Source organism: Mesorhizobium norvegicum (assembly GCF_004919685.1).
Classification (GTDB): domain Bacteria; phylum Pseudomonadota; class Alphaproteobacteria; order Rhizobiales; family Rhizobiaceae; genus Mesorhizobium; species Mesorhizobium norvegicum.
In genome coordinates this window covers 1-25849 of sequence record NZ_SMYZ01000039.1, presented here as the reverse complement: position 1 = coordinate 25849, position 25849 = coordinate 1, and the positions used below count along the sequence as shown (strand labels likewise).

The window sequence follows — 25849 nt, the reverse complement described above, 5'->3', positions numbered from 1 at the left end:
GAAGCTTGACCGTGATCTGGCACAACAATCGGCCAAGAGAAGTGGACCGGTCAATTTATAAGCCAGATTCTTTTCATATAAGCTGAGCTAATATAGCCAATCGTGCGCTAGTGCCGAAAACGCGCGTTTTCTGCCCAATAATCGTGCTTGCTCAACAGGTCACGCTGCCGCATGATAAGTTGTTGTCGTGTGCTCCGGTCAACGACTGCGGGCGTAAAAGCGCCGGGCACGACCGACGGGAGCAAACTTGGTCGAGATTGCGAACACAGGGGTAACACTCCGCCAGCTGCAGATTTTCCGAGAGGTCGTGCGACTTGGGTCTGAACGTCAGGCCGCCAAGGTCCTTCGCGTCACCCAGTCGGCGGTAAGCCAACAGGTCGCGCAATTGGAGACGGCGCTTACCGTGCCGCTGTTTAGGCGCGAGGGAAACCGGCTCGTCGCAACGGCGCAGGCCTGGGAACTGCTTCGCGAGATCGATGGGACGTTCTTGAGCCTTGACAGGGTTGGAAAGTCGATCGCGGCGCTGAAGGGAATTGAGGGTCATGCAATCGGCATCGCGGCGCCAGACATCTTTTGCTTCACCCTTGTCCCGCGGGCTGTCAAGCAGATCCGTGTCGATGACCGCTCATGTGTCTTCCACGTCAAGTCAGGCAGCTACCAGGACGTCGCAGAGCATGTTCTCAACGGGCGTGCTGATCTGGGCCTATCGCGTCTACCACTCGACGAAAGACTCTTTGATTGGATGCCGGTCGCGACTGCGACCAATGTCTGTCTCTTTCCGGCGGGGCATCGGCTGGGCGAGAAGGACCTGATAACGCCGGAAGATTTGCGCGACGAGCCAATGATAGATATAGAGCCGCGCCAAAATACTCACCAGATGGACTTGAACGCCCTGCGCTACATGGGCGTGGAGCCGAATATTGCCGTCGAGGTTGACGCCAACGGGCATGAGGCTGCATTCATTGCGGCTGGTATCGGGATCTCGGTGACCAACAGTATCGTTGCGAAAGAGTGTGCGTTCTTTGGCCTCCAGTTTCGGCCCTTTGAACCAAGCGCAATTTATCACTACGTCGTGTTCTGGCAGCGGGGACGCAAGTTAAGCGGCCAACTGCAACTGGCAAGGGAACGGCTCGCCGATGCGCTGCGGGATCCCGCATGACGGAATTGGGGTTGAACCGGCAGCATCTCCGGGCAAACCATCTAACGGAAAAGCTGGCGGCCAGTTGCAGGCACCAATGACTTGGTTGCCGCGCAAGCCTTGAGCGATGCTTCGGAAGCCTCGACTTGGTTCGCACCCGGGTCGCACCGGCAGGGCTTGGTAACGATGCCGGCGCAACAGGCATCCTAGTCGTCATCGTCGAGTTGATATGCTGGACGCCGCAGGATGATGTCCTTGTGCAGCGCTGAGTTGGCGACAATTGCTTTAACTGCGGACAGCGCCCTGCGCGGTACAACGACCACTTCATGATCAAGTGCGCGCGCATGCTCAACCAAGCTCGAAAGCCGGAGGTCGGTTGCCCCGCTCTCGATCTTGGAGATATGGCTTTGCGGCACTCCGATCCGTGTGCTGAGCTTGCGCTGGCTTAGCCCTTTGTCTTTGCGGGCACCACGCAGAGTTTGAATGATGTCGTCGGTCGCATGGCGCATCGATATGTCTCTGTATATCAGGTTCAGCGTCTGATATGCTTTGACATATCATTCTTCGCAAGACGAGTGCGAGTCAATGTGCGTCTCCGCCTCGATCGGGTCAGGTGCTCTCTCGTTCCGGGGCTTTGACGCATCGCATTGCCGCCGCTGTTCAAAACGTAACCTGACCCTCTTCCGCTTCGCCAATTGGGCATCGGCGTAAGTAGTTGGGAATCCCGCCAACGCATAGGCGCGGATCACCGAGCCAAATCGCAACGAGAACACACGAGACACAGGAAGGTCCGGGTCAGCATTGATCAGCTTGGATGTTACATGTCCAAAAGTGGCGTGTAGCCGCCGGATACCGTCGAGAAGATACTCATCCGTATATCTGAGACCTGGCGGCCACGGGCAGTCGTAGCCGACCCTTGCGTAAGCGGCCACGAGGCTCCCAAAATGGTTGACATATGAACTTGCAGAAGCTGTGTACGGACAAGCGTCGATTATGCCCTGAGAGAGCGTCCCCCTCTCCCTGTAGAGCCTTTTAAGCCTTTCGGTAAGGTCCGTCTCTGTATATGCGTTCCCGCTTTTGCGTCGCCTCTCGTGTTGAGCCTTTGCGAATTGTTTTACGTCCACTATCGGATCCATTACACGTATTCTGATCCACAGGTCTGGAGGATTTGGCTTGCATGGCCCCTTCAGTCGCCGTGTCTTTTGGTTGTAGACATAGTATCCCACCATCAACTCGCTTGTGAGCACGGTTCTGACACGCCTCGCGGTCCACTTACGACCGTTGGCTGAAGGCACACCCTCTTTGTTCAATTTCCCCGCGATGGCGGTCATTCTTCGATGTTGACTGACGAACATTCGGAAAATGCGTCGCACGGTTCCGATTTCCTGCGGTGATCCGGGCACGAAGATAACACGGTCGGTACTCAGGCCCTTTTGTTCCCCCGCACCGAGGATAAATCGCGGTTCCCCGTCTTCGCTGACCAACAGTCGCCGTATGCCATAAGGCATCCCGCCACCTTGCTTAAACCCGAGACGCGCTTGTTGTGTCTGCGCCCTTGAGACTTTAGCAGACAGTTCGCGGCTATATTCGCCGGCCATTACCCGCTTCAGGTTCTTGACGATCATCGAAACCATACTGCCGTCGTTCTCGAACGGCTCGCCGCAATACTCCACCGCGACCCCGGCGTCCCGACAGATAAATTCATAGTGGGCGGATTGGTCCGTATCCTGAAACCGCCCCCACCGGCTAACGTCCAGAACCAGAATCGCAGAATAGGTGTGTTGGCCAGTCACGACATCGGCCAGTAATTGCTGGAGACCGGCTCTTCCCTTCAGGCTTAGCCCGCTTTTGCCCGCATCGGCATAGGTCTGGACGATAGCGAACCCTCGTTTTGCGGCATACTCCGCAATGCCAGCGATTTGGTTTTCCAGAGAATAGCGCTGATGCTCGGTTGACATGCGAATGTACTGCGCCGCCGGAACACGAGGCTCGGATATCAGTTCAGTCACTATAGCACCTCCTCGCGTGGATTTATTTCGAATGCAACGGAAACGATGCTGATTGCGAATAGAGTATTTTACATCCTCTATGGGCTTAATCAAATAGTACTGGCAGCATATTTCACGGGCGCTTACCGTTCGCCAAGCGTGCTGGCGGCTCCGCCCTATCGGGCGAGGCTCTTCGCCGGGGTGTCCGTGAGAATCCGTGGGCGGCTCTGGTTGCGTGAACCTCGGCGGAGGATCGTGAAGCGGAGCGTGCCGCAAATCTTGCTCGGCGCGCAAGTGCTTCGCGCGGCCGATGATGCTCGGCTCGACATTGGCGAGGGTACGCGTGCATCTGCTTATGCTAGTCCGACGCGTCTCTAGACCTTCCATCACTGGTGAGCGCGTTTCGCGAACCCACACGCGCCTCGTGCCATGAGCGTTACCGAGATTCGCCTTGCGCGCTTACAAGGAGCTTACATTGCCAGTTTAGAAGGCCGTGTAAGCAAAAGGCGCCCCGAAAGGCGCCTCTTAATCGCTTGATTCCCCTTGAGGAAATTGGAGCGGGTGAAGCGATTCGAACGCTCGACCCCAACCTTGGCAAGGTTGTGCTCTACCCCTGAGCTACACCCGCTCGCACGGCGTCTTGGCCGCAAGCCGGGCCTATATGGCTGAAGAGCGCGGCGATTGCAACAGGGAAATCGCAGGCTTTTTTGCGACGCGGCAAGCGATGCCGGCAAGCCGCCGCCACTATGCGGGCGGGCGCGTGGCGGGCGGCGGGGGCGCCACCGCGAAGGGCGGGCCCATTCACCGCGATGTCGCATGACGGTCTTGTGTCGGCCGCCCTATTGGCCGTAAACGGCTTGGGCTTGAGAAACGGGACGAAGACAAACCGATGCCGAAGACCGAAGCCGAATTGATGGCCTTTCTTGCCGAACTCGGGATTGTCGCCTCGACGAAACGCCATCCGCCTCTCTATACGGTCGCCGATTCGCAGGCATTGCGCGGCGAAATCGCCGGCGGGCACACGAAAAACCTGTTCCTGAAGGACAAGAAGGACAATTTCTTCCTGGTCACCGTCGGCGAGGACGCGGTCGTCGACCTGAAGCAGATCCACCAGGTCATCGGCGCCGCCAGCCGCGTTTCCTTCGGCAAGCCGGAGATGCTGATGGAGCTGCTCGGCGTCACGCCGGGCGCGGTCACGGTCTTTGGCGTCATCAACGATACGGCAAACAGGGTCAAGCTCGTGCTCGACAAGGATTTGATGGAGCATGCGGTGATCAATGGGCATCCGCTGACCAATGAGGCGACGACATCGATCGCGGCGAGCGACCTGATCAGATTCGTCGAGGCAACCGGGCACGATGCTGCTATCTTGAAAGTCTCCGCGTGATCGCCACATGGATGGCTTGAAACCGATGGTCTGAAGCATGTGGCGCCTGGCTGCCGGCCGGGCGCGTCATGGAAGGGTAAAGAGATGAGCGACAACAATCCGTTTGGCGGCCCCTTTGGCGGCAATGGCGGCCAGTACACCACGTCCGTGCAGTATGGTGGAACCGCGCCGGCGCCGGCGAAAGTCGCGCTTGGCGATGCGCCCGCCGCCTCGGCTGCCGATGTCATCAAGGATACGACGACCATCCCTCGATCGCCGGTCAGCTCGGCATCCAGTCGATCCCCGCGGTCATCGCCTTCAAGGACGGCCAGCCGGTTGACGGCTTCATGGGCGCGATCCCCGAGAGCCAGATCAACGAATTCATCACCAAGGTCGGCGGCAAGGGCGATGGCGCGCCGCCGGTGGCCGAGGCGCTCGCTGCAGCGGCCGAGGCGCGCGACGCCGGCGACATGCAGACCGCGGCCGACATCTATGACGCCGTCCTGGCGCAGGCGCCGGAGACGATCGAGGCGATCGCCGGGCTTGGCGAGCTGCTGTTCGAGGCCGGCGACACGCAAGGCGCCGAGGCGCTCCTGGCAACAGCCCCGGAAGCCAAGAAGGATGCGCCGCCGCTGGCCGCCCTGCGCGCCAAGATGGCGCTGGCCGCGCAAGCGGCAGCCCTCGGCAACCCGGCCGAGTTCGAGCGCCGCCTGGCGGAAAATTCCAAAGACCATCAGGCGCGCTTCGATCTGGCCATGATCCAGAACGCCAACGGCGACCGCACGGCGGCCGCCGACAATCTGCTGGCCATCATCAAGGCCGACCGGGCCTGGAACGAGGACGGCGCCAGGACGCAATTGCTGCAGCTGTTCGAGGCCTGGGGCATGACCGACGAGGCGACGCTTGGCGCGCGCCGCAAATTGTCGGCATTGCTGTTTTCCTGAGCGGTTGTTTTGCCGCACGGGCTTGGCGTCGGCGATGACTGCGCCAGATTAATGCATGTCGCCCAGAAGTGGGCCCCGGTTTTGGGAAAACGACATGCATAAAAACAAAGAGATAGAGCGTTTCCGTGAAACGGTGAACCGCTCCAGGACAGGGAATTGACGCGCTTCTTGATGGCGCGATCGGAGGAATGAGGTGCAAGCGGGAAACGCGCATTACCGGCTCGCCAAGGATTTGCCGTCGACGATCCCGATCTTTCCGCTCGAGGGTGCGCTTTTGTTGCCGGGAGGCCGCATGCCGCTCAACATCTTCGAGCCGCGCTATCTGCAGATGGTGGACGAGGCGATTGCCGGCTCGCGGCTCATCGGCGTCATCCAGCCCAGTCTCGACGGCGCCTTGCGCGACGACGGCGAGCCGGAGCTCTGCAATGTCGGCTGTGCCGGGCGCATTATCGCCTTTTCCGAGACCGGCGACGGCCGCTATCTGATTTCGCTGCAGGGCGTGTGCCGGTTCCGCATCGCCCACGAACTGACGGTCAAGACGCCGTTTCGCCAGTGCAAGCCGGCGCCTTTCCTTGCCGACCTCGATGAGGACCAGGCGGCCAACGAGATCGACCGGCCATCGCTGCTCAAGGCATTTCGCGCCTATCTGCAGGCCAACGACCTGGAGGCCGATTGGGAAAGCGTCAGCCGGGCCGAAAATGCCATGCTGGTCAACGCGCTGTCGATGATGGCGCCCTACGGGCCGGCCGAAAAACAGGCGCTGCTCGAAGCAGCCGACCTGAAGACCCGGGCGGAGACGCTGATCGCCATCACCGAAATGGCGCTGGCGCGCGAGAATGAGGACTTTGGCTCGAGCCTGCAGTAGGATGTGCGGATATTCAGGTGAGGCAGGCCTGCAAACGGAGGCTCCTTGCGCTTCCGGTGCTCACGTACCAAAAAGTACGCTCCGCTCCGGTTCTCGGAAGCCACCATTTTCGGCACGGCCTGACCTGAATCTCCACACATCCTGGGCCCGCAACTGGCTGAGAAGAGGACATAATGGCGGCGGACGGGCGTGACGGGAAGAAGGTCAATGTCGACCCCAAGCTGCTGGAGCTGCTGGCCTGCCCGCTGACCAAGGGGCCGCTGGCCTGGGATCCGGAGCGTGGTGAGCTGGTCTCTCGGGTCGCCAAGCTCGCCTATCCGGTGCGTGACGGCATCCCGATCATGCTGCCCTCGGAAGCGCGGACGCTTTCCGTGGAGGATGTGCTGGCGCCGCCGCCGCCGCGCCTGAGTGGGCCTTCGTGAATTCGAGTGCCGCTGGGGCGCAGAAATTGCCGAGGCTGGCGGGACAGCACCCCCCNNCCCGCAAGGGGGGAGATTACGCGCTCAGCGGCTTTCGCCAATCTTCAGCATTGCAGGAACTGGCAAGGCGCTGAAACTGCCAATCTCCCCCCTTGCGGGGGAGATGTCTGGCAAGACAGAGGGGGGTGCTGCCCCGCCAGCATCAAGGCTTGCTTCGCTCCTGCTCCGCCCGTGGATGACGAAGGTACGGTGCTGAAAGCGCGCATCGTAGCCCTACTGAAAATTCCGCCCCTTGGGCATGACCTGTTCCGCCTCTTCCGACAGCGTCGCGATGTCCTGCCGGATCGGCGCGTTCCCTATAGCGGGCCGATTGGAGCGATCTGGCCCCCTGGCAGCGCGTTCGGGAGGACCGGCGACCGCTGGTGCGGCCTCGCTGACCTTCTCCAGAAGCACGGTCAGCCAAGGCGTCAGGTCCTCGATCTTTTCGGCGACGATGTGGACCACACCCGATTCCGATTGCAATTTCCCGGTGACCCGGACGAACCGTGCTCCCATGACAATCGGCCGATAGCGGTCAAAGGTTCTTTGCCAGAAGATGACGTTGGCGACGGCCTTGTCGTCCTCCAGCGTCAGGAAGATCGCGTTGCCCTTGCCGGGGCGCTGCCGCACCAGCACGAGGCCGGCAACGGAGACCCGCCTGCCGTCGCGCACCGAAGGCAGGTTCGCATTGGGCGTGACGCCGGCCCGGTCGAGCCGCTCGCGCAGGAAGGCGACCGGATGCGCCTTCAGCGACAGGCCGAGTGAGCGATAATCATGGATGACATGCTCGCCGAGCGGCATTTTCGGCAGCCTCGTTTCGGGCTCCAGCTCGCGCAGGCGGAGTGCCGGCTGGTCGAACAGCGGCAGCCTTTCGGCGGCACTCTTGCCGTCGAGCGCGCGCACCGCCCACAGCGCCTCGCGGCGGTCGAGGCCGAGCGAACGGAAGGCGTCGGCCTGCGCCAGCCTCTCGATCTCGTCGACATCGAGGCCGGAGCGCAGCCAGACATCCCTGACGGTCGAGTAGCCTGAACCGCGCCGCTCGACGAAAGCGTCCATGCGTTCCTTCGACAGGCCCTTGATCTGCCGGAAGCCGAGCCGCAGCGCATGGTTCGTCTCGATGACGCCGCGCATGTCGGCATGGCGCGCGAGGATGCGGGCCGGATCGAAAGGGAATTCCTCCAGCGTGCAATCCCAGACGGAGAAATTGACGTCGACGTCGCGGATGTCGACGCCATGGTCGCGTGCGTCGCGGACGAGCTGGGCCGGCTGGTAAAACCCCATCGGCTGCGAATTCAGGATCGCGGCGCAGAACACGTCGGGGTAGAAGGTCTTGAACCAGCAGGAGGCATAGACGAGCAGGGCGAAGGAGGCGGCATGGCTTTCGGGAAAGCCGTATTCGCCAAAGCCCTCGATCTGCTTGAAGCAGCGCTCGGCGAAGTCCTTGGTGTAGCCCTTGCCGACCATGCCATTGATCATACGGTCGCGGTAATTGCCGATGGTGCCGGTGCGCTTGAAGGTGGCCATGGCGCGGCGCAGTTCGTCGGCTTCGCCCGGTTTGAAACCACCGGCAACGATGGCGATATTCATAGCCTGTTCCTGAAACAGCGGCACACCCAGCGTCTTGCTGAGAATCGCCTCCAGCTCCGGTTTCTGATATTCGGGTTTTTCCTTGCCTTGCCGGCGGCGCAGATAGGGATGGACCATGTCGCCCTGGATCGGGCCCGGCCGCACGATCGCCACCTCGATGACGAGATCATAAAAATTGTCTGGCTTGAGACGCGGCAGCATCGACATCTGGGCGCGCGATTCGATCTGGAAGACGCCGAGGGTGTCGGCGCGGCAGATCATCTTGTAGACCTGCTTATCCTCCGGCGGCAGGGTGGCCAGCACATAGGGCTGCCCATACGGGTCCCTCGCCTTCGGATAATGCTCAGTGAGCAAGGTGAAGGCGCGTTGCAGGCAGGTCAGCATGCCGAGCGCCAGCACGTCTACTTTCAGGATCTTCACCGCGTCGAGATCGTCCTTGTCCCACTCCACCATCTTGCGCTGGTCCATCGCCGTCTTGACGATGGGCACGATCTCGTCGAGCCGATCCCGGGTGATGACGAAGCCGCCGACATGCTGGGAGAGATGACGGGGGAAGCCCATGATCTCATTGGCGCGTTCCATCACATGCCGCGACACCGGATCGCTCCGGTCGAGTCCTCCGGCCCGGGCTTCCTTCTCGCCAAGCTCCGATGTCGACCAACCCCAGATCGAGCCAGAAAGCGATGCCCTGACATCCTCGGACAGGCCCATCGCCTTCGACACTTCGCGCAGCGCCGAGCGGCCGCGATAGCTGATGACGGCGGCTGCAAGTGCTGTGCGCTTGCCGCTGTATTTCTCGTAGATGTACTGGATTACGGTTTCGCGCTTCTCGTGCTCGAAATCGACGTCGATGTCTGGCGGTTCGTTCCTTTCCTCGGAAATGAAGCGCTCGAAAAGAGAATCGATTTTTTCCGGCCCCACTTCGGTGATGCCGATGCAGAAGCAGACGACCGAATTGGCGGCTGACCCACGTCCCTGGCAGAGAATATCCTTGCTGCGCGCGAACTTGACGATGTCGTAGACAGTCAGGAAATAGCGGGCGTAGTTGAGGCGCTCGATCAGAGCGAGCTCTTCCTGGATGCGCTCGATCACCGAAGCAGGCACTCCGGCCGGGTAGCGGTTGGCCGCCCCCTCCCGCGCCAGCCGTTCCAGCTCGGCCTGTGGCCCAAGACCCGATTCCGTCGGCTCGTCGGGGTAATTGTACTGGAGGTCGCTCAGCGAAAAAGTCAGCTCTTGCGCAAACCGCAAGGTCTCGGCCAGCGCCTGCGGATGCCGGCGGAACAGGCGTGCCATCTCCATCGGCGGCTTCAGATGGCGCTCGGCATTGGCGGCCAGTTGCAACCCGACCTCGGCGACGGGCGTGTTGAGGCGGATCGCGGTCAGCACGTCCTGCAGCGGGCGCCGTTCGGCCGTGTGGTAGAGAACGTCGTTAGTCGCCATCAGGGGAATACCGGCGCTCTCGGCCATCGCCGCTGCCTGCTCGATCCGGAAACGGTCATTGCCCGCATAGTCGGGCGAAACACCAAGCCGCAGGCTTTTGCCGAAGCGGTCCTTGAGCTCACCAAGCAGGGCAAGACTATCTTCCGCGCCCGCCGACAGATCGGGCAGGACCGCCAGCGACATCAGATCCCCCCATTCGAGGAGGTCGCTGCGCTGGAGAAGGGTGGCGCCTTTTTCGTTCTCGTCGCGCAGATTGGCTTGCGTCAGCATGCGGCACAGATGCCCCCAGCCCTTGCGGTCCTTGGGATAGGCGAGAATGTTCGGCGTGCCGTCGCCAAAAACCAGCCGGCAGCCGGGATGATAGGAGAGCTTTTCGACCTTGGCCTGCTGCCAGGCGCGCACCACGCCGGCCACCGTGTTGCGGTCGGCAAGCCCGATCGCCGAGAAGCCCAGGAGCTTGGCCGCGACCACCAGCTCCTCCGGCTTGGAGGCGCCGCGCAGGAAAGAGAAATTCGACTGGATGCCGAACTCGGCATAGGGAATGACGGTCAGCGCGTTCATGCGAAGACACCATGCAGGAACCAGCGCGGCGGTACCTGCGAGGCGCCGCCGTAAAGGCCTTGCCGGTAGAGCCAGTAGCGGCGGCCGTCGGCATCCTCGATGCGGAAATAGTCGCGCGTCGATGCCGCCTCGTCGCTTGGCACTTCCCGCCACCATTCGGCGGCGATGCGTTCCGGCCCTTCGGCCCGCGTGACCCGGTAGAGCGCGCGCCGCCAGCGGAAGTTCAACGGCGGGCCTTCAGGCATTTCGGTGGCCGGCACGTCGATGGGTTCGGGCGAGCGGAACAGCCGGATCGGCCGCTCCGGCGGGAAGATGGTTTTTGGCGCCTGCAGCCTGTCCGGCTTCTTCGGCGGCGTGGTCCGGCGCGGCGTCTCGGTGAAGGGGATGGTGACGACGGCACGCTCCGGCAGATGGCTTTCGACGACGACCGGTTGCAGCACCGCGCTCTCGCCGAGCCTGGCGCGGATGCGGTCGGCGAACAGCGCGATATCGGCGCCGTCGTCGATCACCTCGCCGGCAAGGTCGGCCTGCTGCATGTCGAAGGCGGCTGATGTCAGCACCGAGAGCCGCACCAGATCGAAGCCATAACCGGCATCGATATCCTGTTCGAGTGCGGCCAGCCGTTCATGGAACAAGCGCTGGATCAGCCGGGGTTCGCGCATCGGCCGCGAGGTGCCGATGGCGATGCGGCTGACGGCGCCGTCGACGCGAAAGAGCAGCAGCGCCAGCGTCCTGGCGCCCTCGCCGCGGCGCTCGAGGTCGGTTTTCAAGGTCACCGCCAGCATGCCCACCAGCCGTTCGATGTCCTCGGTCAAGGTGACGGGTTCGGCGAGGTGGCGTTCGACCGAAAGCGGCGCGACGGGAAGGCGCGGCGACACCGCTTCGTCGAGACGGCCAAGCGCCTGGTCGAGGCGCAGGAGCAGCAAGGCGCCGAAGCGGCGGGCAAGCGGCGCGCGCGGCGCCGCCATGACGGCACCCGCCGTGCGCAGGCCGACGCTTTCCAGGCTGGCGCGGGTTGCCGGCTCGATGCGCAGTGCGGCCAGCGGCAGGGGTGCGAGCAGCGCTTCCTCCTCGCCGCAAGGCACGATGCGGTCACCGGCAAACCGTGCCGCCGCCCAGGCAGCACCCGGTGTCGCGGCAAGCCCGGCGCGGACGTCAAAGCCCTGATGGAAGAAACGCGACAGGATGTCGTCCAGCATGGCGCGTTCACCGCCGAACAGATGGGTGCAGCCGGTGACGTCGAGAAACAGGCCGTCCGCCCCGTCCAACGCCACCAGCGGGGTGTAGCGGTCGCACCAGTCGGCAAGGCCTTCGAGCAGGCGGCGGTCGGCTTCCGGATCGGCCTCGACAACGTCGATCGACGGATGCATGGCGCGTGCATCGGCGATGCCCATGTCGCGCTTCAGGTGCAGCGCTTCAGCCCGCTCGTCGAGGGCCGAGATGCGCTGCGCGTTGCGGTCGCGATGGCTGATCACGAGCGGTGGGTGAGATGGCGGCAGATGATCCGATGGCCGGGAACGCCAGGACCGCCCCAGACGCTGCCGCAGGATCCTTTCCACGGCCAGATAGGGAAACCACAGGGACAGGATTCTTTGCCCGCTCTCTTCCCTCGCCCCTTCTTTCGTCGCTCGTTCTTTCGTCGAATGCGCGTTCATCGGGGTTCCACTCCAGTGTGAATTGTCCAGGCAGGGCCGTGCGGCTCTTGCCGATGGTGAGGGTGAAGGCCGGGCGGCCGATCGTGCCGGCGAGCGGCCCGGCGATGGTGTCGCGCGGCGCTGCCGGCGCCGAGGCGACGATGAGGCGGACGGGTGCCGCCGTCGGTTCGGGTTCGGCCGCCTGCCGCAGCAGGAACACCGGCCGGCCGGCACCTTGCGCCCTTGCATGCAGCCGGCGTGTCGCGGTCAGGTCCAGCCGCTGCGGATTGCCGCGGATTTCCAGGATGACCGCGGCGAGCGCCGTCATCCGGGCCGCCTCCTCGGCGACCCACAGCGCATCGACAAGCCTTGGCGCCTCGGAAAACAGCAATTGCTCCGGCTCGATGCCGAACGCGGCGTGAAGCCCCCTGGCATAGGGAAAGCCTGCCTCGCGAAAGATCTCCGTGGTGCCGATCCACAGCACCGGCAGCCCCGGCGTTTGCTTGAGGATCAGGCTGGTGAGCGACAGGGCGAAACCGGCGACGGCCCCGGCATCGCGGGTTTCACTGCCATGGATTTCGCTTAAGGCGGCCTTCGGCAGACCGCCACTCAAGGCGGCATCGAGGCGCTCGACGCCGATGGGCAGGAACGCATCCGGCAACGCCGCGGCAATGCCACGCCGGACGATGGTGAGATCGGTGTTGACGTCAGCATCGGAGGTCGCGGCAGCCGGCGCAGCCAAGCGCTCGGGCAGCGTTCCCTCGATTTTCGCGATCTGGCGGCGCAGGGCAAAAACAGTCTCCCGCGCCACGGCGGTCATCGCCATGACGGTCAGCTTCCACTCACAATTGTTCCTGTTATGTTCCTATAGATTCCAGAGGGGGCCGGAAGAGTCAAGCGGAGTTGTGGGGAATTTATTCCTCTCCGCCTGGATGGCGTAGGCGCATCAGCCCGTTCATTTGCCGATTCCGGTGTGAAAGCCTATATGCCGGGATCAAAGGACAAAGCATGGCCCGCATCTACAAGACCCGCACCTGGCACGACGAACTCTCGCCCTCGATGGACGAAATGGAGTTCCTGGCGCTGGAGGCGTACGCCCATCTGCCGGAGGATTTTCGCAAGCTGACCGGCGAGATCGTCATCCAGATCGCCGAGTTCCCGACCGACGAGATCATGGACGATCTGTCGCTGGAAACGCCGTTCGACCTGCTCGGCCTGTTCGAGGGGCGCGGCATCGCCGAACGCTGGAACCCGCAGACCGGCGAAGGCCCGAACCGCATCACGCTCTACCGCCGCGCCATCCTCGACTACTGGTCCGAGAACGAAGAGACGCTGGGCGACATCGTCACCCACGTGCTGATCCACGAGATCGGCCACCATTTCGGCCTGTCGGACGATGATATGGAGAAGATCGAAGAGGCTGCGGAGTGATCGGCGCCTGAGCGCTGCGCTGCAGCGGTCCGCCTTCCCGTGTGGTTACCGCCTTGCTCAATTATACAAGTTTTGATATAAGACTAGCCAATGCCAGTGACGAAGCGCTTAGAGTTTCTTGGAGATTCTCTTGCCCAGCTCCGGGATTTTCCAGAGGCGGCGCGCAAGGAAACAGGCGTTCAGTTGCATAAGGTGCAGCTCGGACTTGAACCAAGCGACTGGAAGCCGATGAAGGCGGTAGGCCTCGGCGTGCGGGAAATCCGCGTCCGTGACGACGCCGGGGCGTTCCGGGTGCTTATGTCGCGAGCATAGGTGACGCCGTCTATGTACTACATGCCTTCCAGAAGAAGACGCAGCAGACGGCGAAACGAGACTTGGATCTTGCCGCATCGCGGTTCAAGCAAGTGGAGGCGTGACGATGGAACGTCAGAGCTTTGAAAACGTGTGGGACGCGCTGGAAGATACTCCGGCCGAGGCCGCCAACATGACCATGCGCTCCAACTTGCTAATCGCGATCGAACAGCGGGTGCGGAGCTGGGACGTTACCCAAGCCGAAGCAGCCAGTCGCCTCGGGATTACTCAGCCGCGCCTTAACGACCTCCTGCGGGGCAGGATCGCGAATTTCAGTCTGGATACGTTGATCAACCTTGCGTCACAGGCCGGACTTACCGTGCGTCTTGATATTGCCGAGGCTGCCTAATTTCGCATGCAAAGCGACGGCGACTACCAATCGCTGAGCTTGGTATCCTCCCCGTATTCCTGACCGTCGATATCCTTCACCACGGCCTGGCCGCAGCGCATCGACTTGGCTTTCTTGTCGTAGGCATAGGTCGGCGAGCCGAACAGGTGCCAACCCTTGTTGAGTGCCGCCGTCACCTTGTGGCAAAAGCTGGCGTCGTCCGGGCCGGTCAGAAAGCGGTAGAGTTTCATGTCTCAAGTCCTGTCGTGAATAACCTTAGCCGATTTTTAGTTTAGCATGATCTTTTCCGAAAACCGGTTCCCACTTTTCGGGATCATGCTTGATCATGCGCCGATGGCAGCGGCCTTCGCCAGCAGTTTTTCAGCCTGCGTCAGATGCAGCCGCTCGACCATCTTGCCGTTCAGCGCGATCACGCCCTTGCCGGCGTTTTCCGGAAGCGCGAAGGTTTGCCTGACCAGGCGTGCCTCGGCCACCGCCTGAGCGGACGGCGCGAAGGCGCGGTTCGCGGCTTCGATCTGGGCCGGGTGGATGAGGCTCTTGCCGTCGAACCCCATGGCCGCGGCTTCCGTGCATTCCCGGGCGAAAGCGTCGAGGTCGCGAAAATCGTTGGAGACGCCGTCGAGCATGTCGATGCCGCCCGCGCGCGCGGCCAGCACCATCTGCATCAGCCATGGCACCAAATAGCGCCGGTCAGGCGTCGCCAACACGCCGGTATTCTTGACCAGATCATTCGTTCCGGCAACGAAACAAGCCAATCGAGAGGCCGGATCACGGCCAAGCTCGGCGATGGCGCCGATGTTGAGCAGCGCCTTGGGCGTCTCGATCATCGCCCATAGTTTCACGCTGTCGGGAGCGAAATTGTCGTCGAGCACGTCACCGGCCTCGAGCAGGTCGCGCGGCGTGTCAACCTTGGGCAACAGGATGCCGTCGGGCTCGCAGCCCGCGGCAGCCAGCAGATCGTCGGCGCCCCACTCGCTGGCCAGCGCATTGATGCGCACGACCATCTCGCAGCGACGGCCAAAGTGGTTGGCAACTGGGCGGTTGGCGAAAATGCCGGCCAGTTTTTCGCGCGCGGCAATCTTGTCGGCCGGGGTGACGGCGTCTTCCAGGTCGATGATGATTGCGTCGCAGGTGAGCTGCGCGATCTTGGCCAGCGCCTTGTCGTTGGAGGCCGGGACGTAGAGCACGGAGCGGCGCGGGCGGTAGGTTTCGGTCATCTCAAATCTATGCCGCGTGCGGTTGGTGGAGGCAAGCCTGCAAGACGGTTCGATCTCCCCCCTCGTGGGGNNGACAGAGGGGGGCGCTGTCCTGCCGACTTCTCAAGATCTGGGTTTCTCGCCCCCGCCAGGAGGTGGCCGCGAAGCGGCCGGAGAGGGGGCATTCGTAGGGCGCAGCCCCCCTCTCCGTCTCGGCTTCGCCGAGCCACCTCTCCTCCACTCTCGTGGGGGCGAGGAACCCAAGCTGATTGAAGCCGCGATCCTTCACGCCCCCCTCTGCCCTACCGGGCATCTCCCCCACAAGGGGGGAGATTGGCAGCTTTGGCCTCTGCACGAAAACTGCACAGGCTTGCGGAAAACCTCCTCGGATCCGCCCTGCGATCTCCCCGCCGGCCTGCGAGACAGGCGGCATGCAAAAGCGAGCAAAACCCCGTCTGCCTCACCGGCTGCGCAGCGAAGGCTGGTGGCTGGCCGATCCGCCGCGCGCGACGGCGATCCTCATCCCCCTTGTCCGCAAGAGCCTGCCGGCCATCCGACGGGACGCCATCAGGAAGATCAGGTCATGACAGCGTTGTTTTCCGCCGCGCCGAGCTATTGCAGCCGCTTCGGTGTCGCCATCTTGCTGGCGGCACTTGCGGATTTTCTCTTCTATGGCCAGCCCGCCGGCATCACGGTTTTCCTGTTCGCTCTCCTGATCGCCGCCGCGGTTGTCGCCGTGCACCCGGCGGCCTTCAGCGACGGCAGGGTCTGGCTCAAGCCCGCTGCCCTGCTTCTCGCGCTGCTGCCGCTGGCTGAAAATGTCAGCGCCCTGTCGGTGTCGATTGCGCTTGCGGCGCTGGTCGTCTTTGCGCTTTCGCTGAGCGGCCGGCTGCGGCTTAGCATCGCCCGCATTGCCGGCCAGATCACCTTGTTCGGGCTGGCGATGCCGTTCCGCTTTGCCAGTGATTTCATCCGCTGGCGCAAGACGGCGCGGCGCTTCGGCTGGCGCCGCGTCCGGCTGGCGGCGATCGCCGTCTGGGTGATGCCGCTGACACTGGGCGCGGTCTTCCTGGCGCTGTTCGGCGCCGCCAATCCGGTCATCGATTACTGGTTGTCGCTGATCGACCTTCTGAAATTGCTCGATCTCATCCAGCTGGCGCGGATTGCCTTCTGGCTGTTCGTGCTCGCCGGCGTCTGGGCCTTTTTGCGGCCACGCCTGCCGCGCCTGGTGCGCCGCATTCCGCGCGCCGCGCCGGCTGCAGCGGTCAGCGCTCAGGCCGAGAAAACCGCCATCACCATCGAAGACATCCTGCTCGGCAAGGCCGCCATCCTTCGCGCTCTTGTTGTCTTCAACATCCTGTTTGCGCTGCAGACCGGGCTCGACGCCACCTATCTGTGGGGCGGGGCAGCGCTTCCCGACGGGCTGGGCTACGCCGCCTACGCGCATCGCGGCGCCTATCCGCTTGTTGTCACCGCGCTGCTTGCCGCCGGCTTCGTGCTGGCGGCGCTGCGGCCGGGCAGCGAGACATCGGCCGATCCGCTCATCCGCCGGCTGGTCTATGCCTGGGTGGCGCAGAACATCATGCTGGTCATCTCGTCGATCCTGCGGCTCGACCTCTATATCGACATCTATGCGCTGACCTACTGGCGCATCGCCGCCTTCGTCTGGATGGGGCTGGTCGCGGCTGGTCTTACCCTCATCATCGCCCGCATCGCGCTGGGAAAATCCAACGAATGGCTGCTGTCCGCCAATCTTCTGACGTTATCTCTGACGCTTTATGCCGGCTGTTTCATCAATTTCGCCGCAACGATCGCCAATTACAATGTCGACCATTCCTTCGAAATGACCGACCAGGGCATTTCCCTCGATGCCTGGTATCTGCGCTCGCTCGGCCCGGGCGCGTTTCCGGCGCTCGACCGCTTCCTCGAGCATCAAAGCCGAACGCCTGCCGCCAACGATCCGGTCTTTCGGCAACTCGCCGGACTGCGCGGCAGCGACGAAGGCTGGTATCGCACCCTGCAGCAGAACTGGCGGGCCTGGAGCTTTCGCGACTGGCGGCTGCTCGGATATCTCGACACCAAGGGGCCGTTCGTGGTTCCTGACCGTACCGAACCTCACGTGCCGGGCCGCTGATCCATGCCGCATCACATCCTCGTCGCCGACGATGATCCGCACATCCGCGAAGTGATCTGCTTTGCGCTGGAGAAGGCCGGCATGAAAACGCTTGGGGTGGCCGATGGCGCCGCCGCCCTGCAAGCGATCGGACGGCGCACGCCTGACCTGGTCGTGCTCGACATCGGCATGCCGGAGATGGACGGGCTGGAGGTCTGCCGGCGGCTCAGGCACACATCCGATGTGCCGGTGCTGTTCCTGTCCGCGCGCGACGAGGAGATCGACCGCATCCTCGGGCTCGAAATGGGCGGCGACGACTATGTGACAAAACCGTTCAGCCCGCGCGAGCTGGTCGCCCGCGTCAACGTCATCCTGCGGCGCGCCCGCCCGGCGGCAGCAGAGTCGATCGACGACAGGCAGTTTTCGCACGGCAAACTGGCTCTGGCGCCGGCCAGCCATGCCGCCAGCTTCGACGGCAAGCCGCTTGCCCTGACGGGGATAGAGTTCTCGATCCTGAAGGGGTTTCTGGCGCGGCCGACGCATGTGCTCGACCGCGACGCGGTGATGGCCAGCGCCTATGCCGGCAAGATCCATGTCGCCGACCGCACCGTCGACAGCCATATACGCAACATCCGCGCCAAGCTGACGGCGGCTGGTTGCCCGGATGCCATCGAGACCGTGCATGGCGTCGGCTTCCGGCTTGGCCGATGCGGCTGACGGCCTCCAGCAAATGGATCGGCCGCAAATGGCGGCCTCGCCTGGCCACGGTCGTCGTTGCCATCCTGATCCTGGTCATGGCCTTGCCGCTGGTCGGCTTGTTCTTCTTCCGCCTCTACGAGAACCAGCTGATCCGCCAGACCGAAGCGGAGCTGATCGCGCAAGGTGCGGCCATCGCCGCCATCTATGCGCAGGATGTGCGCGACGCCGGCATTGCCCCGGAAAAACTCGGCGCGCCGATACCGGAGCCAAGCAGGGATTCGAGCCGAAGCGTCAATCCGGATCCGCTGTACCGGCCGATCGAGCCGCAACTCGATCTCGCCTCCGACTATGTCCTGCCGACCCGGCCGGCGGCGATATCAGCCGCCGCCGATCCCGCCTTCGCGGCGATCGGCACGCGCCTGTCCGGCATTCTCGATGCCACGCAGAAAACCACGCTGGCCGGTTTCCGGTTGCTCGATCCCCGGGGCGTCGTCATTGCCGGACGTGGCGAGGTCGGACAGTCACTCGCCGGCATTGAAGAGGTGCGTGAGGCGCTTGATGGCCGCTATGCCAGTGCGCTCAGGCTGCGCATCCCCGACCAGCCGGCGCCGCCGCTCTATTCGGTCAGCCGCGGCACCAAGGTGCGTGTCTTCGTCGCCCTGCCGGTGGCCGTCGATGGCAGGGTTGCCGGCGTGGTCTATGTGTCGCGGACGCCCAACAACATCATCAAGCATCTCTATGGCGAACGCGGCAAGGTGACGTTGGCGGCCATCGCCATAATCGGCGGCACGCTGCTCATCGGCCTGGTCTTCCTGCGCACCGTCAGCCGGCCGATCTATGCGCTGATCGACCGCACGGAGCGCATCGCCGCCGGTGATCGCGACGCGATCCGGCCGCTCGACCACCATGGCACATACGAGATGGCGGCGCTTTCCGCCGCCTTCCTCGACATGGCCGAAAAACTGCAGGCGCGATCGGACTCGATCCAGACCTTTGCCACCCATGTCTCGCACGAGCTCAAATCGCCGTTGACGGCGATCCAGGGGGCGGCCGAGCTGCTGCGCGATTCAGGCAGCGCGATGGACGATACGGAGCGGCGGCGTTTCTCCAACAACATCGTCACCGATGCCGGGCGACTCAATCTGCTGGTGCGGCGCCTGCTCGACCTGGCGCGCGCCGAAAACCTGGCGCCGAGCGGCGAAAGCACCTCGATCGGTGCGGCACTGGCGCTGCTGCCCGTCGACACCAGGCTGGCGGTCCGCGTCGAGGCCGGCGGCGATCTGGCCTTGCGCATATCGGCGGAGAACGCCGCAATCGTGCTTGCCAATCTCATCGACAATTCGGCCAGGCACGGCGCGACGCTGGTTTCAATCACCGCCGCAAGTGCCAGCGGCAAGGCGACGGTGCTGGTGAGCGACGACGGTGCCGGCATTTCGCCGAGCAACCGAGCGCGCATTTTCCAGCCGTTCTTCACCACGCGGCGCTCTACCGGCGGCACCGGCATGGGCCTTGGCATCGTTCTGGCCCTCCTGAAAGCGCATGATGGTATGATCGCGCTGGTTGACTCCGAACGCGGCACGCGCTTCGAGATCATTTTGCCGGCCGCGTGACTCCCGATCAGCGGCTCGAATCGGAAAGGGCATAAAAGCGTGCGCTACGACATCGTCATCATCGGCGGGGCCATCGTTGGTTCCTCGGTCGCCTATTATCTGCGCGAGGAAGGGTTTTCCGGTTCGATCGCGCTGATCGAGCGCGATCCGCAGTTCGCGCATGCGGCAACGACGCTGTCCTTGGCCTCGATCCGCCAGCAATTCTCGATCCCGGAAAACATCCGCCTGTCGCAGTTCACGCTAAAGCTGTTCCGGCGGCTGAAGGAAGAGTTCGGCGCGGATGCCGATATCGGCTTTCGCGAAGGCGGCTATCTCATCCTGGCCGGCGAGAACGGCTTGCCGATCCTCAAGAGCAATCACGACGCGCAGATGGCCGAGGGCGCCGACATCGTGCTGGAGGACGCGGATCAGCTGGTGCGCCGGTTCCCGTGGCTGTCGGCCGAGGGCATCACCGCCGGCGCCTATGGCCGCAGCGGCGAGGGTTGGTTCGACGCGCATGCAATGCTGATGCTGTTCCGCAAGGCGCTGCGCGACAAGAAGATCGATTTCATCACCGCCGATGTCACCGGCATCGAGCGGCAAGGCGACCGTGTCACCGGCGTCAGCCTCGACAATGGCGACAGACTGGAAGCCGGCATCGTCGTCAATGCCGCCGGGCCGAATGCCGGCAAGGTGGCGGCTCTTGCAGGGCTGGCGCTGCCGGTCGAGCCGCGCAAGCGCAACGTCTTCGTCTTCGAGGCGCGCGAGAAATATGCCGACATGCCGCTGCTGGTCGATCCCTCCGGCATTTATGTCAGGCCGGAAGGCTCGGTCTACCTCACCGGCGGCGCTGAGCCGGAAGAGGGCGACGGTCCCGCCGATCCCGGGGATTTCGAGGTCGATTGGCCGCTGTTCGAAGAGGTGATCTGGCCGGCGCTGGCGACCCGCATTCCGGCCTTCGAGGCGATCAAGCCGACCCGCGCCTGGGCCGGCCACTACGATTACAACACGTTGGATCAGAACGCGGTGATCGGCCCGCATCCCGAAGTCGGCAATTTCATCTTCGCCAACGGTTTTTCCGGCCACGGCCTGCAGCAGGCGCCGGCGGTCGGCAAGGCGCTGGCCGAGCTGATCGTCCACGGCGGCTACCGCACGGTGGACTGTTCGGCGTTCGGGTATGGCCGGGTCGCGGAGGGAAGGGCGTTTCGGGAATTGAATGTGATTTGAGGGGAGCGGCTCCCGTCCTTCGAAGTCGGCGCCGCCCCTCACCTGCCTGCCGGCATCCTCTCCCCGTAAACGGGGCGAGGGACGCTGGGGTCGCCGGCTTCGCCAATTATTGACAGCTAGAAGGGCGCCAGCGTCGCGGCCACCTTCTTTCTCCCCGTTTACGGGGAGAAATGCCCGGCAGGGCAATGAGGGGCGGCGCCGAGGTCTGCAATTGCCTGTGCTACCCCGTAGGCCAGCCGAATTTGAACAGCCTCTAAGCAGCTGCCAGTCTTCCAGCCTCGACATAGGCCTGCAACCAGGCCAGCACCCGTCCCCAACCCTCGGCATGCTCGGTGGCCGCTTCACTCAGCCCGCCAAAGCCGCCATGGCAGATGGTGAGGCGCGTGCCGGTGGCGATCGGCTCCAGCAGCCAGGCGACCGTGGTTTGCCGTCGGCCAAGTGTTGGATGGTCCCATTCATAGGCCCGCGTCTGTACGATCCTGCGCGGTGCCTCGATCTCGAGGAATTCGCCACTGGCCGGCAGGTCCTTGCCGCCAGCCGTCCGGACAACAACCGTCCAATGGCCGCCGACGCGAAGGTCCGCCGACCAGTCGACCATCCGGTAGGTAGCTGCAGACCCCCACCATTGCTCGACTTCCTTACCTACCAGCGCCCTGAAGATGCGTTCCGGGGGCGCTTCGATCTCGGCGGATGCCATGACGGTTTCGCCATTGGTCATGCTCTGCGTCATAGGGCTGTGCATCATGACTGCCTCCAAACAGGGATCGTTTCGATGCCGAAACAAGACCTTCACCCCTTGGATGCCGGGCGCGACAGGCCCTTGCCGGTTTCGAGCAGGCTCTTCAGGCTCGACAGGATCAGCGGCCAGCCATTGGAGACATGCTCCAGCAGTTTGTGCGGACCGTCCGCCCCGTGGGTGACGGCAAGCTTCATCATGTCGCCTTCCTGCTCGATAACGAAGGTGCAGCGCGTGTAGCCGTCGGCCTTCACCTCCGGCATGAACTCGTTGCGCCATTTGATGACGATCCGCCTGGGCGGATCGATCTCGAGGATCTCGCCACTGTCGGTGACGCGGCCATCGGCGTAGACCATCTTCCACGTCGAACCTTGCTTCCAGTCGCTCTGCATCTGGGCGCCGAGGAAATACTGCTGGTGGAACTCCGGCTCGGTCAGCGCTTCCCAGAGTTTTTCGGGCGTGGTGCGGATGTAGGTCACGTAAACAAAGGCGTTGCTCATCAGTCTTCCCTTTCGAGGCGTTTCTTCAAATCGCCAAGCGCATTCAGCCGCCCCCGTTCGAATTTGCCGATCCAGCGGTCGGCGATCTCGTTGATGGGCACGGGGTTGAGGTAGTGCTCCTTCTCACGCCCCTTGCGGATGGTGGTGACAAGGTTGGCTTCCTCCAGGATCGCCAGGTGCTTGGTCACCGCCTGACGCGTCATGTCCATCTCTGCGCAGAGCGCGTTCAGCGTCTGCCCGTTCCGGATATGGAGGCTGTCCAGCAATTGCCGGCGGGTCGGGTCGGCCAGGGCGCGAAAGACGGCATCCATGCTCATGGCTTTAATATGCAACCATTTGGTTGCATGTCAAGGCAGCTTGCAGATCACGAAAAGTTGCCTGTCCCGCCAAGGCGATTGTGGGTGGAAAGCGTCAGCGCTTGCGGGAGAACCAGAAGGCGTCGGGCATGTGCTTCATGCCGATGCGTTCGTAGAAGCCGACGGCGTCGGGCATGGAGATCAGGCTGATGGCGACCGATGGCCCGAGTTGCCGGCGCGCCTCGTCCATCAGGCCCTTGCCGATGCCGAGCCCCTGCGCCGATTGGGAAACGGCAAGTTCGGAGATGTAGCAGACCCAGGAAAAGTCGGTCATCGCCCTGATAACGCCGATCAGCGGCTTGCCCTCCACGTCGAGACGGGCGGTCAGCACCAGATTGGCGCCCGACAGCATCGCCTGCAACCGCGTAGCGTCATCGACGGGGCGTGTCTCGCCGAGGCCGGATTCGATCAGAACGCGGCGGAATTCGGCGATGTCGAGCGCGGCTTCGCGTGCATAGAGGACGTGTGAGTTTTCTGCCATGGTCGCCAGACTGCACCATCGGGCTGGCTTGTGCCACTGTGCACAAACAGTTGCCTTTTATTTGCCGCCGGCTTTGTGTAAACCGGGCCTCAGCAAATTCCCCGCAACGAAAACACGGGCAAAAGCCATGGAAAAATTCACCAAGCTCACCGGCGTCGCCGCTCCGATGCCGATCGTCAATGTCGACACCGACATGATCATCCCCAAGGATTATCTGAAGACGATCAAGCGCACCGGGCTCGGCACCGGCCTGTTCGCCGAAATGCGCTACAAGGACGACGGTTCGGAGAATCCGGATTTCGTGCTCAACAAGCCGGCCTATCGCAAGGCGCAGATCCTGGTTGCCGGCGATAATTTCGGCTGCGGCTCGAGCAGAGAGCACGCGCCGTGGGCGCTGCTCGACTTCGGCATCCGCTGCGTCATCTCGACCTCGTTCGCCGACATTTTCTACAACAACTGCTTCAAGAACGGCATCCTGCCGATCACCGTCAGCCCTGAAGATCTCGAGAAGCTGATGGACGACGCCTCGCGCGGCTCCAATGCCACGGTGTCGGTCGACCTCGAGGCCAAGGAAATCCGCGGGCCGGATGGCGGCGTGGTCACCTTCGACCTCGACGATTTCAAGCGGCATTGCCTGCTCAATGGTCTCGACGACATCGGCCTGACCATGGAGAAAGCCGGCGCCATCGCCTCGTTCGAGAAGCGCAACGCCGAACAGCGCCCCTGGGCCTGAGCGGCACGCTCCGGGCGGATGGGTCCCGGCCGCTTTCAGGCCGGGTTCGTTGCGACTGAGTGGAGGGACAGTCATGACACGTTCGCTTCTTGCCGGCGCCTGCGGGCTGGCCCTTTTGCTGGTGCCGGTGGCGAGCGCTTATGCGCAAACACAGACGCCCGCCGCGCAGCCGGCGCCGGCGGCCGAAAAGCCGGCCACGGATCAGGGGACAGACGCCGCCGACGCTTCCGATGACGACAAGCAGGCGCCTGTACCCTTCGAGGGCGGCACGCTGACCATCACCCAACCGGAACAGGACGGTGAGAAGGTGCTTGCCTATGACGGCAAGCAGCTGGCCACCAATTATGACGTCTTCTTCGACAGAATAGTCGAGGTCGGCGGCGTCAAGGTGGCGCTGTTCGATGTCGGCGATGGCGGCAATCAATGCGGGCCGGCAACGGTGATCGTCTGGAAGCCGGAAGGCGGCACTATCCAGAGCACCACCGTCGAGCAGGACGATTGCGGCGCGCCGCCCTCGGCGGTGTCCGACAACGCCATCTATTTCGTGCCCTATCTGTTGCCGGGGGATCAGAAACCGGCTTTGCAGTGGTCGCCGACCGACGGGCTGACGATTTCGGGCAATCTGAGCTACATGCCGGAACCCGGCACGGACTGGAAAGACATCGATCCGGAAAAGTACCAGAACATCATCGACGCCTTCCACAATGAGGCTGTCTACAAGGAAGCCGAAAAGCTGCTCGGCAAGGACATGCCCGACATGGCGACCAGCCTGCTGGTCGGCGGCGGCACCGAAAAGACCGCTTCAGGCGCCTTCTACGCCAGCGGCTGCGTGCCGCATGACTGCGGCGGCAATGACGGGTTCATGGCGGTCGACCCGGCCCAGCACAAGCTCTACTTCGCCCGCCGCGGCGACAAGCCCGAGCCAGATGCCTGGCCGGCGGTCACGACATGGCCGGCCGATGTGAAGGAGGCGCTGGACAAGGCGCTGGGGGCGGGGAATTAGATCCTGAGAATGCATGCCGCGATCTCGGCCGAGGGCACGGCGGCTGGAAACAAAACCGTTCTGTCGCGATCCTTCGCACCCCCCTCTGTCCTGCCGGACATCTCCCCCGCAAGGGGGGAGATTGGCGGCTTCGGCGTTCCGCCCATCTCTGCAACATTGGCAATTGGCGAAAGCATTCGTGACATCCGATCTCCCTCCTTGCGGGGGTGCTGTCCCGCCGGCATCGAAGGTTTGCACCGCCAACCCATCCGCGTTGGCCCATGGCCGGATCAGCGTCTTCCCTGCAAGATGACCACCACTCTGCGAGGACACCCATGCGAAAACTGATCTCCACCGGCTCGCCCTTCGAAAAGACCGCCGGCTATTCGCGCGCCGTGGTGCAGGGCGACTGGTGTTTCGTGTCGGGGACGACCGGCTACGACTATGCGACGATGACGATGCCGGAGACGGTCGAGGCACAGACGCGCAATTGCCTGGCGACGATCGGCAAGGCGCTTCATGACGGCGGCTTCGAGATGGCTGACGTGGTGCGGGCGCATTACAACATCACCGACCAGGCCTTCGTGGACATCGTCTTCCCGATCCTCGGCGAGACGTTCGGCGACATCAGGCCGGCGGCGACGATGATCGTCTGCCAGCTCAACAGACCGGAAATGAAGATCGAGATCGAAGTCACGGCGTTGCGGCGCACGGCATGAAAGGCGGGCCGACGATGAAAGTCCGGCGTATCGTTGCCAACATCGAGACATCGGATGTCGCTGCGGCAAAGCGCTTCTACCAGGACGTGCTCGGCCTCGATGTGCTGATGGATCTTGGCTGGATCGCCACGTACGGCTCGCAAGCAAAGATGGATGTCCAGGTCAGCTTCATGGCGCAAGGCGGCTCCGGCACGCCGGTGCCGGATCTCTCGATCGAGGTCGACGATGTCGATGCGGCGCTCGATGCCATGAAGACGGCCGGCTTCGCCATCGAATACGGACCGGCCGACGAGCCCTGGGGCGTGCGGCGCTTCTATGTCCGCGATCCGTTCGGCAGGCTGGTCAACATTCTCTCGCATCGGTAGGCGGGAGAGCTCTTCCGACGCCGGCGGGACAGCACCCCCCT

At 63.2% G+C, this 25849-nt stretch carries 26 protein-coding genes, 1 tRNA gene and 2 pseudogenes; 17 read left to right on the top strand and 12 right to left on the bottom strand.

Going from position 1 to position 25849, the window contains the following annotated elements:
* Positions 1–247: 247 nt before the first annotated feature.
* Positions 248–1159, top strand: coding sequence for a LysR family transcriptional regulator (locus tag FCU66_RS15785; protein WP_136616116.1), 912 nt, complete (start codon positions 248–250; stop codon positions 1157–1159).
* Positions 1160–1344: 185 nt separating this feature from the next.
* On the opposite strand, the gene FCU66_RS15780 is transcribed toward FCU66_RS15785, so the two are convergent.
* The 3 genes from FCU66_RS15780 to FCU66_RS15770 form a co-directional block, all read right to left on the bottom strand.
* Positions 1345–1647, bottom strand: coding sequence for a helix-turn-helix domain-containing protein (locus FCU66_RS15780; RefSeq protein WP_136616115.1), 303 nt, complete (start codon positions 1645–1647; stop codon positions 1345–1347).
* Positions 1648–1695: 48 nt separating this feature from the next.
* Positions 1696–3147, bottom strand: coding sequence for a recombinase family protein (locus tag FCU66_RS15775; protein WP_168991717.1), 1452 nt, complete (start codon positions 3145–3147; stop codon positions 1696–1698).
* A 532-nt stretch (positions 3148–3679) separates the two neighbouring features.
* Positions 3680–3754, bottom strand: a tRNA-Gly gene (locus FCU66_RS15770).
* A 261-nt stretch (positions 3755–4015) separates the two neighbouring features.
* Between FCU66_RS15770 and FCU66_RS15765 the strand changes: the two genes are divergently transcribed.
* The 4 genes and pseudogenes from FCU66_RS15765 to FCU66_RS15750 all read left to right on the top strand — a co-directional run bounded on the left by FCU66_RS15765 (position 4016) and on the right by FCU66_RS15750 (position 6723).
* Positions 4016–4513, top strand: a complete 498-nt coding sequence (locus FCU66_RS15765; protein ID WP_136616113.1) for a prolyl-tRNA synthetase associated domain-containing protein — start codon at positions 4016–4018, stop codon at positions 4511–4513.
* Positions 4514–4597: 84 nt separating this feature from the next.
* Positions 4598–5436, top strand: a pseudogene (locus FCU66_RS15760) (tetratricopeptide repeat protein).
* Between the two features lie 193 nt (positions 5437–5629).
* Positions 5630–6301, top strand: a complete 672-nt coding sequence (locus tag FCU66_RS15755) for an LON peptidase substrate-binding domain-containing protein (protein ID WP_136616111.1) — start codon at positions 5630–5632, stop codon at positions 6299–6301.
* A gap of 173 nt (positions 6302–6474) precedes the next feature.
* On the top strand, positions 6475–6723 hold the full coding sequence (locus FCU66_RS15750; protein ID WP_136616110.1) for a Trm112 family protein: 249 nt from the start codon (positions 6475–6477) through the stop codon (positions 6721–6723).
* 270 nt (positions 6724–6993) lie between these two features.
* Here the strand turns inward: FCU66_RS15750 and FCU66_RS15740 are convergent, their stop codons facing one another.
* From FCU66_RS15740 to FCU66_RS15730, 3 genes are read right to left on the bottom strand one after another with little or no spacing between them, the layout of a single operon-like run.
* Positions 6994–10347: an error-prone DNA polymerase gene (locus tag FCU66_RS15740; RefSeq protein ID WP_136616109.1), complete on the bottom strand. Its 3354-nt coding sequence runs from the start codon at positions 10345–10347 to the stop codon at positions 6994–6996.
* Positions 10344–11822 (bottom strand): DUF6504 family protein, encoded by a 1479-nt coding sequence (locus FCU66_RS15735; RefSeq protein ID WP_136616108.1) that lies wholly within the window; start codon positions 11820–11822, stop codon positions 10344–10346. Before FCU66_RS15735 ends, FCU66_RS15740 begins: the two co-directional genes overlap by 4 nt.
* Positions 11764–12807, bottom strand: a complete 1044-nt coding sequence (locus FCU66_RS15730; RefSeq protein WP_136616107.1) for an ImuA family protein — start codon at positions 12805–12807, stop codon at positions 11764–11766. The genes FCU66_RS15735 and FCU66_RS15730 overlap by 59 nt, the downstream gene beginning before the upstream one ends.
* A gap of 182 nt (positions 12808–12989) precedes the next feature.
* On the opposite strand from FCU66_RS15730, the gene FCU66_RS15725 reads away from it, so the two are divergent.
* The 3 genes and pseudogenes from FCU66_RS15725 to FCU66_RS15715 all read left to right on the top strand — a co-directional run bounded on the left by FCU66_RS15725 (position 12990) and on the right by FCU66_RS15715 (position 14112).
* On the top strand, positions 12990–13412 hold the full coding sequence (locus FCU66_RS15725) for a metallopeptidase family protein (RefSeq protein WP_023763026.1): 423 nt from the start codon (positions 12990–12992) through the stop codon (positions 13410–13412).
* A 90-nt stretch (positions 13413–13502) separates the two neighbouring features.
* Positions 13503–13828, top strand: a pseudogene (locus FCU66_RS15720) (type II toxin-antitoxin system RelE/ParE family toxin).
* 2 nt (positions 13829–13830) lie between these two features.
* On the top strand, positions 13831–14112 hold the full coding sequence (locus FCU66_RS15715) for a helix-turn-helix domain-containing protein (protein ID WP_136616106.1): 282 nt from the start codon (positions 13831–13833) through the stop codon (positions 14110–14112).
* A gap of 23 nt (positions 14113–14135) precedes the next feature.
* Here the strand turns inward: FCU66_RS15715 and FCU66_RS15710 are convergent, their stop codons facing one another.
* Positions 14136–14342: a DUF1737 domain-containing protein gene (locus FCU66_RS15710; protein WP_136616105.1), complete on the bottom strand. Its 207-nt coding sequence runs from the start codon at positions 14340–14342 to the stop codon at positions 14136–14138.
* 93 nt (positions 14343–14435) lie between these two features.
* Positions 14436–15329 (bottom strand): HpcH/HpaI aldolase/citrate lyase family protein, encoded by an 894-nt coding sequence (locus FCU66_RS15705; RefSeq protein WP_136616104.1) that lies wholly within the window; start codon positions 15327–15329, stop codon positions 14436–14438.
* Positions 15330–15739: 410 nt separating this feature from the next.
* Here FCU66_RS15705 and FCU66_RS41145 point away from each other — a divergent pair, with 410 nt between their 5' ends.
* The 5 genes from FCU66_RS41145 to FCU66_RS15685 are packed head-to-tail and all read left to right on the top strand — an operon-like array spanning position 15740 to position 20936.
* Entirely contained in the window at positions 15740–15895 is a 156-nt protein-coding gene (locus FCU66_RS41145) for a hypothetical protein (protein ID WP_168991716.1), read from the top strand.
* On the top strand, positions 15892–17442 hold the full coding sequence (locus FCU66_RS15700; RefSeq protein ID WP_136616103.1) for a DUF4153 domain-containing protein: 1551 nt from the start codon (positions 15892–15894) through the stop codon (positions 17440–17442). Before FCU66_RS41145 ends, FCU66_RS15700 begins: the two co-directional genes overlap by 4 nt.
* Positions 17443–17445: 3 nt before the next feature.
* Positions 17446–18138, top strand: coding sequence for a response regulator transcription factor (locus FCU66_RS15695; protein WP_136616102.1), 693 nt, complete (start codon positions 17446–17448; stop codon positions 18136–18138).
* Entirely contained in the window at positions 18129–19730 is a 1602-nt protein-coding gene (locus FCU66_RS15690) for a sensor histidine kinase (protein ID WP_136616101.1), read from the top strand. Before FCU66_RS15695 ends, FCU66_RS15690 begins: the two co-directional genes overlap by 10 nt.
* A gap of 39 nt (positions 19731–19769) precedes the next feature.
* Positions 19770–20936 carry an NAD(P)/FAD-dependent oxidoreductase gene (locus FCU66_RS15685; RefSeq protein WP_136616100.1) on the top strand — a complete coding sequence of 389 codons (1167 nt, stop codon included), beginning with the start codon at positions 19770–19772 and terminating at the stop codon, positions 20934–20936.
* Positions 20937–21189: 253 nt separating this feature from the next.
* On the opposite strand, the gene FCU66_RS15680 is transcribed toward FCU66_RS15685, so the two are convergent.
* The 4 genes from FCU66_RS15680 to FCU66_RS15665 form a co-directional block, all read right to left on the bottom strand.
* Positions 21190–21681 carry an SRPBCC family protein gene (locus FCU66_RS15680; RefSeq protein WP_136622022.1) on the bottom strand — a complete coding sequence of 164 codons (492 nt, stop codon included), beginning with the start codon at positions 21679–21681 and terminating at the stop codon, positions 21190–21192.
* 44 nt (positions 21682–21725) lie between these two features.
* A complete protein-coding gene (locus tag FCU66_RS15675; protein ID WP_111544076.1) occupies positions 21726–22172 on the bottom strand; it encodes an SRPBCC family protein in 447 nt (148 codons plus the stop codon).
* Complete coding sequence (locus tag FCU66_RS15670; protein WP_168992177.1) at positions 22172–22483, bottom strand: ArsR/SmtB family transcription factor; 312 nt, start codon at positions 22481–22483, stop codon at positions 22172–22174. The genes FCU66_RS15675 and FCU66_RS15670 overlap by 1 nt, the downstream gene beginning before the upstream one ends.
* A gap of 100 nt (positions 22484–22583) precedes the next feature.
* Positions 22584–23009: a GNAT family N-acetyltransferase gene (locus FCU66_RS15665; RefSeq protein WP_136622024.1), complete on the bottom strand. Its 426-nt coding sequence runs from the start codon at positions 23007–23009 to the stop codon at positions 22584–22586.
* Between the two features lie 127 nt (positions 23010–23136).
* On the opposite strand from FCU66_RS15665, the gene leuD reads away from it, so the two are divergent.
* The 4 genes from leuD (at position 23137) to FCU66_RS15640 (ending at position 25808) form a co-directional block, all read left to right on the top strand.
* Positions 23137–23742 carry a 3-isopropylmalate dehydratase small subunit gene (gene leuD / locus FCU66_RS15660; protein WP_023810900.1) on the top strand — a complete coding sequence of 202 codons (606 nt, stop codon included), beginning with the start codon at positions 23137–23139 and terminating at the stop codon, positions 23740–23742.
* 73 nt (positions 23743–23815) lie between these two features.
* On the top strand, positions 23816–24745 hold the full coding sequence (locus FCU66_RS15655; protein ID WP_136622025.1) for a hypothetical protein: 930 nt from the start codon (positions 23816–23818) through the stop codon (positions 24743–24745).
* Positions 24746–25059: 314 nt separating this feature from the next.
* On the top strand, positions 25060–25443 hold the full coding sequence (locus FCU66_RS15645; RefSeq protein ID WP_136622026.1) for a RidA family protein: 384 nt from the start codon (positions 25060–25062) through the stop codon (positions 25441–25443).
* A 14-nt stretch (positions 25444–25457) separates the two neighbouring features.
* Complete coding sequence (locus FCU66_RS15640) at positions 25458–25808, top strand: VOC family protein (RefSeq protein ID WP_136622027.1); 351 nt, start codon at positions 25458–25460, stop codon at positions 25806–25808.
* Positions 25809–25849: the final 41 nt, after the last annotated feature.

Bases quoted from the DNA above. Each gene is read 5' to 3' on its own strand.
- FCU66_RS15780 (WP_136616115.1), bottom strand. From the start codon at position 1,647: ATGCGCCATGCGACCGACGACATCATTCAAACTCTGCGTGGTGCCCGC.
- FCU66_RS15765 (WP_136616113.1), top strand. From the start codon at position 4,016: ATGCCGAAGACCGAAGCCGAATTGATGGCCTTTCTTGCCGAACTCGGG.
- FCU66_RS15750 (WP_136616110.1), top strand. From the start codon at position 6,475: ATGGCGGCGGACGGGCGTGACGGGAAGAAGGTCAATGTCGACCCCAAG.
- FCU66_RS15740 (WP_136616109.1), bottom strand. From the start codon at position 10,347: ATGAACGCGCTGACCGTCATTCCCTATGCCGAGTTCGGCATCCAGTCG.
- FCU66_RS15730 (WP_136616107.1), bottom strand. From the start codon at position 12,807: ATGGCGATGACCGCCGTGGCGCGGGAGACTGTTTTTGCCCTGCGCCGC.
- FCU66_RS15725 (WP_023763026.1), top strand. From the start codon at position 12,990: ATGGCCCGCATCTACAAGACCCGCACCTGGCACGACGAACTCTCGCCC.
- FCU66_RS15715 (WP_136616106.1), top strand. From the start codon at position 13,831: ATGGAACGTCAGAGCTTTGAAAACGTGTGGGACGCGCTGGAAGATACT.
- FCU66_RS15710 (WP_136616105.1), bottom strand. From the start codon at position 14,342: ATGAAACTCTACCGCTTTCTGACCGGCCCGGACGACGCCAGCTTTTGC.
- FCU66_RS15705 (WP_136616104.1), bottom strand. From the start codon at position 15,329: ATGACCGAAACCTACCGCCCGCGCCGCTCCGTGCTCTACGTCCCGGCC.
- FCU66_RS41145 (WP_168991716.1), top strand. From the start codon at position 15,740: ATGCAAAAGCGAGCAAAACCCCGTCTGCCTCACCGGCTGCGCAGCGAA.
- FCU66_RS15700 (WP_136616103.1), top strand. From the start codon at position 15,892: ATGACAGCGTTGTTTTCCGCCGCGCCGAGCTATTGCAGCCGCTTCGGT.
- FCU66_RS15695 (WP_136616102.1), top strand. From the start codon at position 17,446: ATGCCGCATCACATCCTCGTCGCCGACGATGATCCGCACATCCGCGAA.
- FCU66_RS15690 (WP_136616101.1), top strand. From the start codon at position 18,129: ATGCGGCTGACGGCCTCCAGCAAATGGATCGGCCGCAAATGGCGGCCT.
- FCU66_RS15680 (WP_136622022.1), bottom strand. From the start codon at position 21,681: ATGATGCACAGCCCTATGACGCAGAGCATGACCAATGGCGAAACCGTC.
- FCU66_RS15675 (WP_111544076.1), bottom strand. From the start codon at position 22,172: ATGAGCAACGCCTTTGTTTACGTGACCTACATCCGCACCACGCCCGAA.
- FCU66_RS15670 (WP_168992177.1), bottom strand. From the start codon at position 22,483: ATGGATGCCGTCTTTCGCGCCCTGGCCGACCCGACCCGCCGGCAATTG.
- FCU66_RS15665 (WP_136622024.1), bottom strand. From the start codon at position 23,009: ATGGCAGAAAACTCACACGTCCTCTATGCACGCGAAGCCGCGCTCGAC.
- leuD (WP_023810900.1), top strand. From the start codon at position 23,137: ATGGAAAAATTCACCAAGCTCACCGGCGTCGCCGCTCCGATGCCGATC.
- FCU66_RS15655 (WP_136622025.1), top strand. From the start codon at position 23,816: ATGACACGTTCGCTTCTTGCCGGCGCCTGCGGGCTGGCCCTTTTGCTG.
- FCU66_RS15645 (WP_136622026.1), top strand. From the start codon at position 25,060: ATGCGAAAACTGATCTCCACCGGCTCGCCCTTCGAAAAGACCGCCGGC.
- FCU66_RS15640 (WP_136622027.1), top strand. From the start codon at position 25,458: ATGAAAGTCCGGCGTATCGTTGCCAACATCGAGACATCGGATGTCGCT.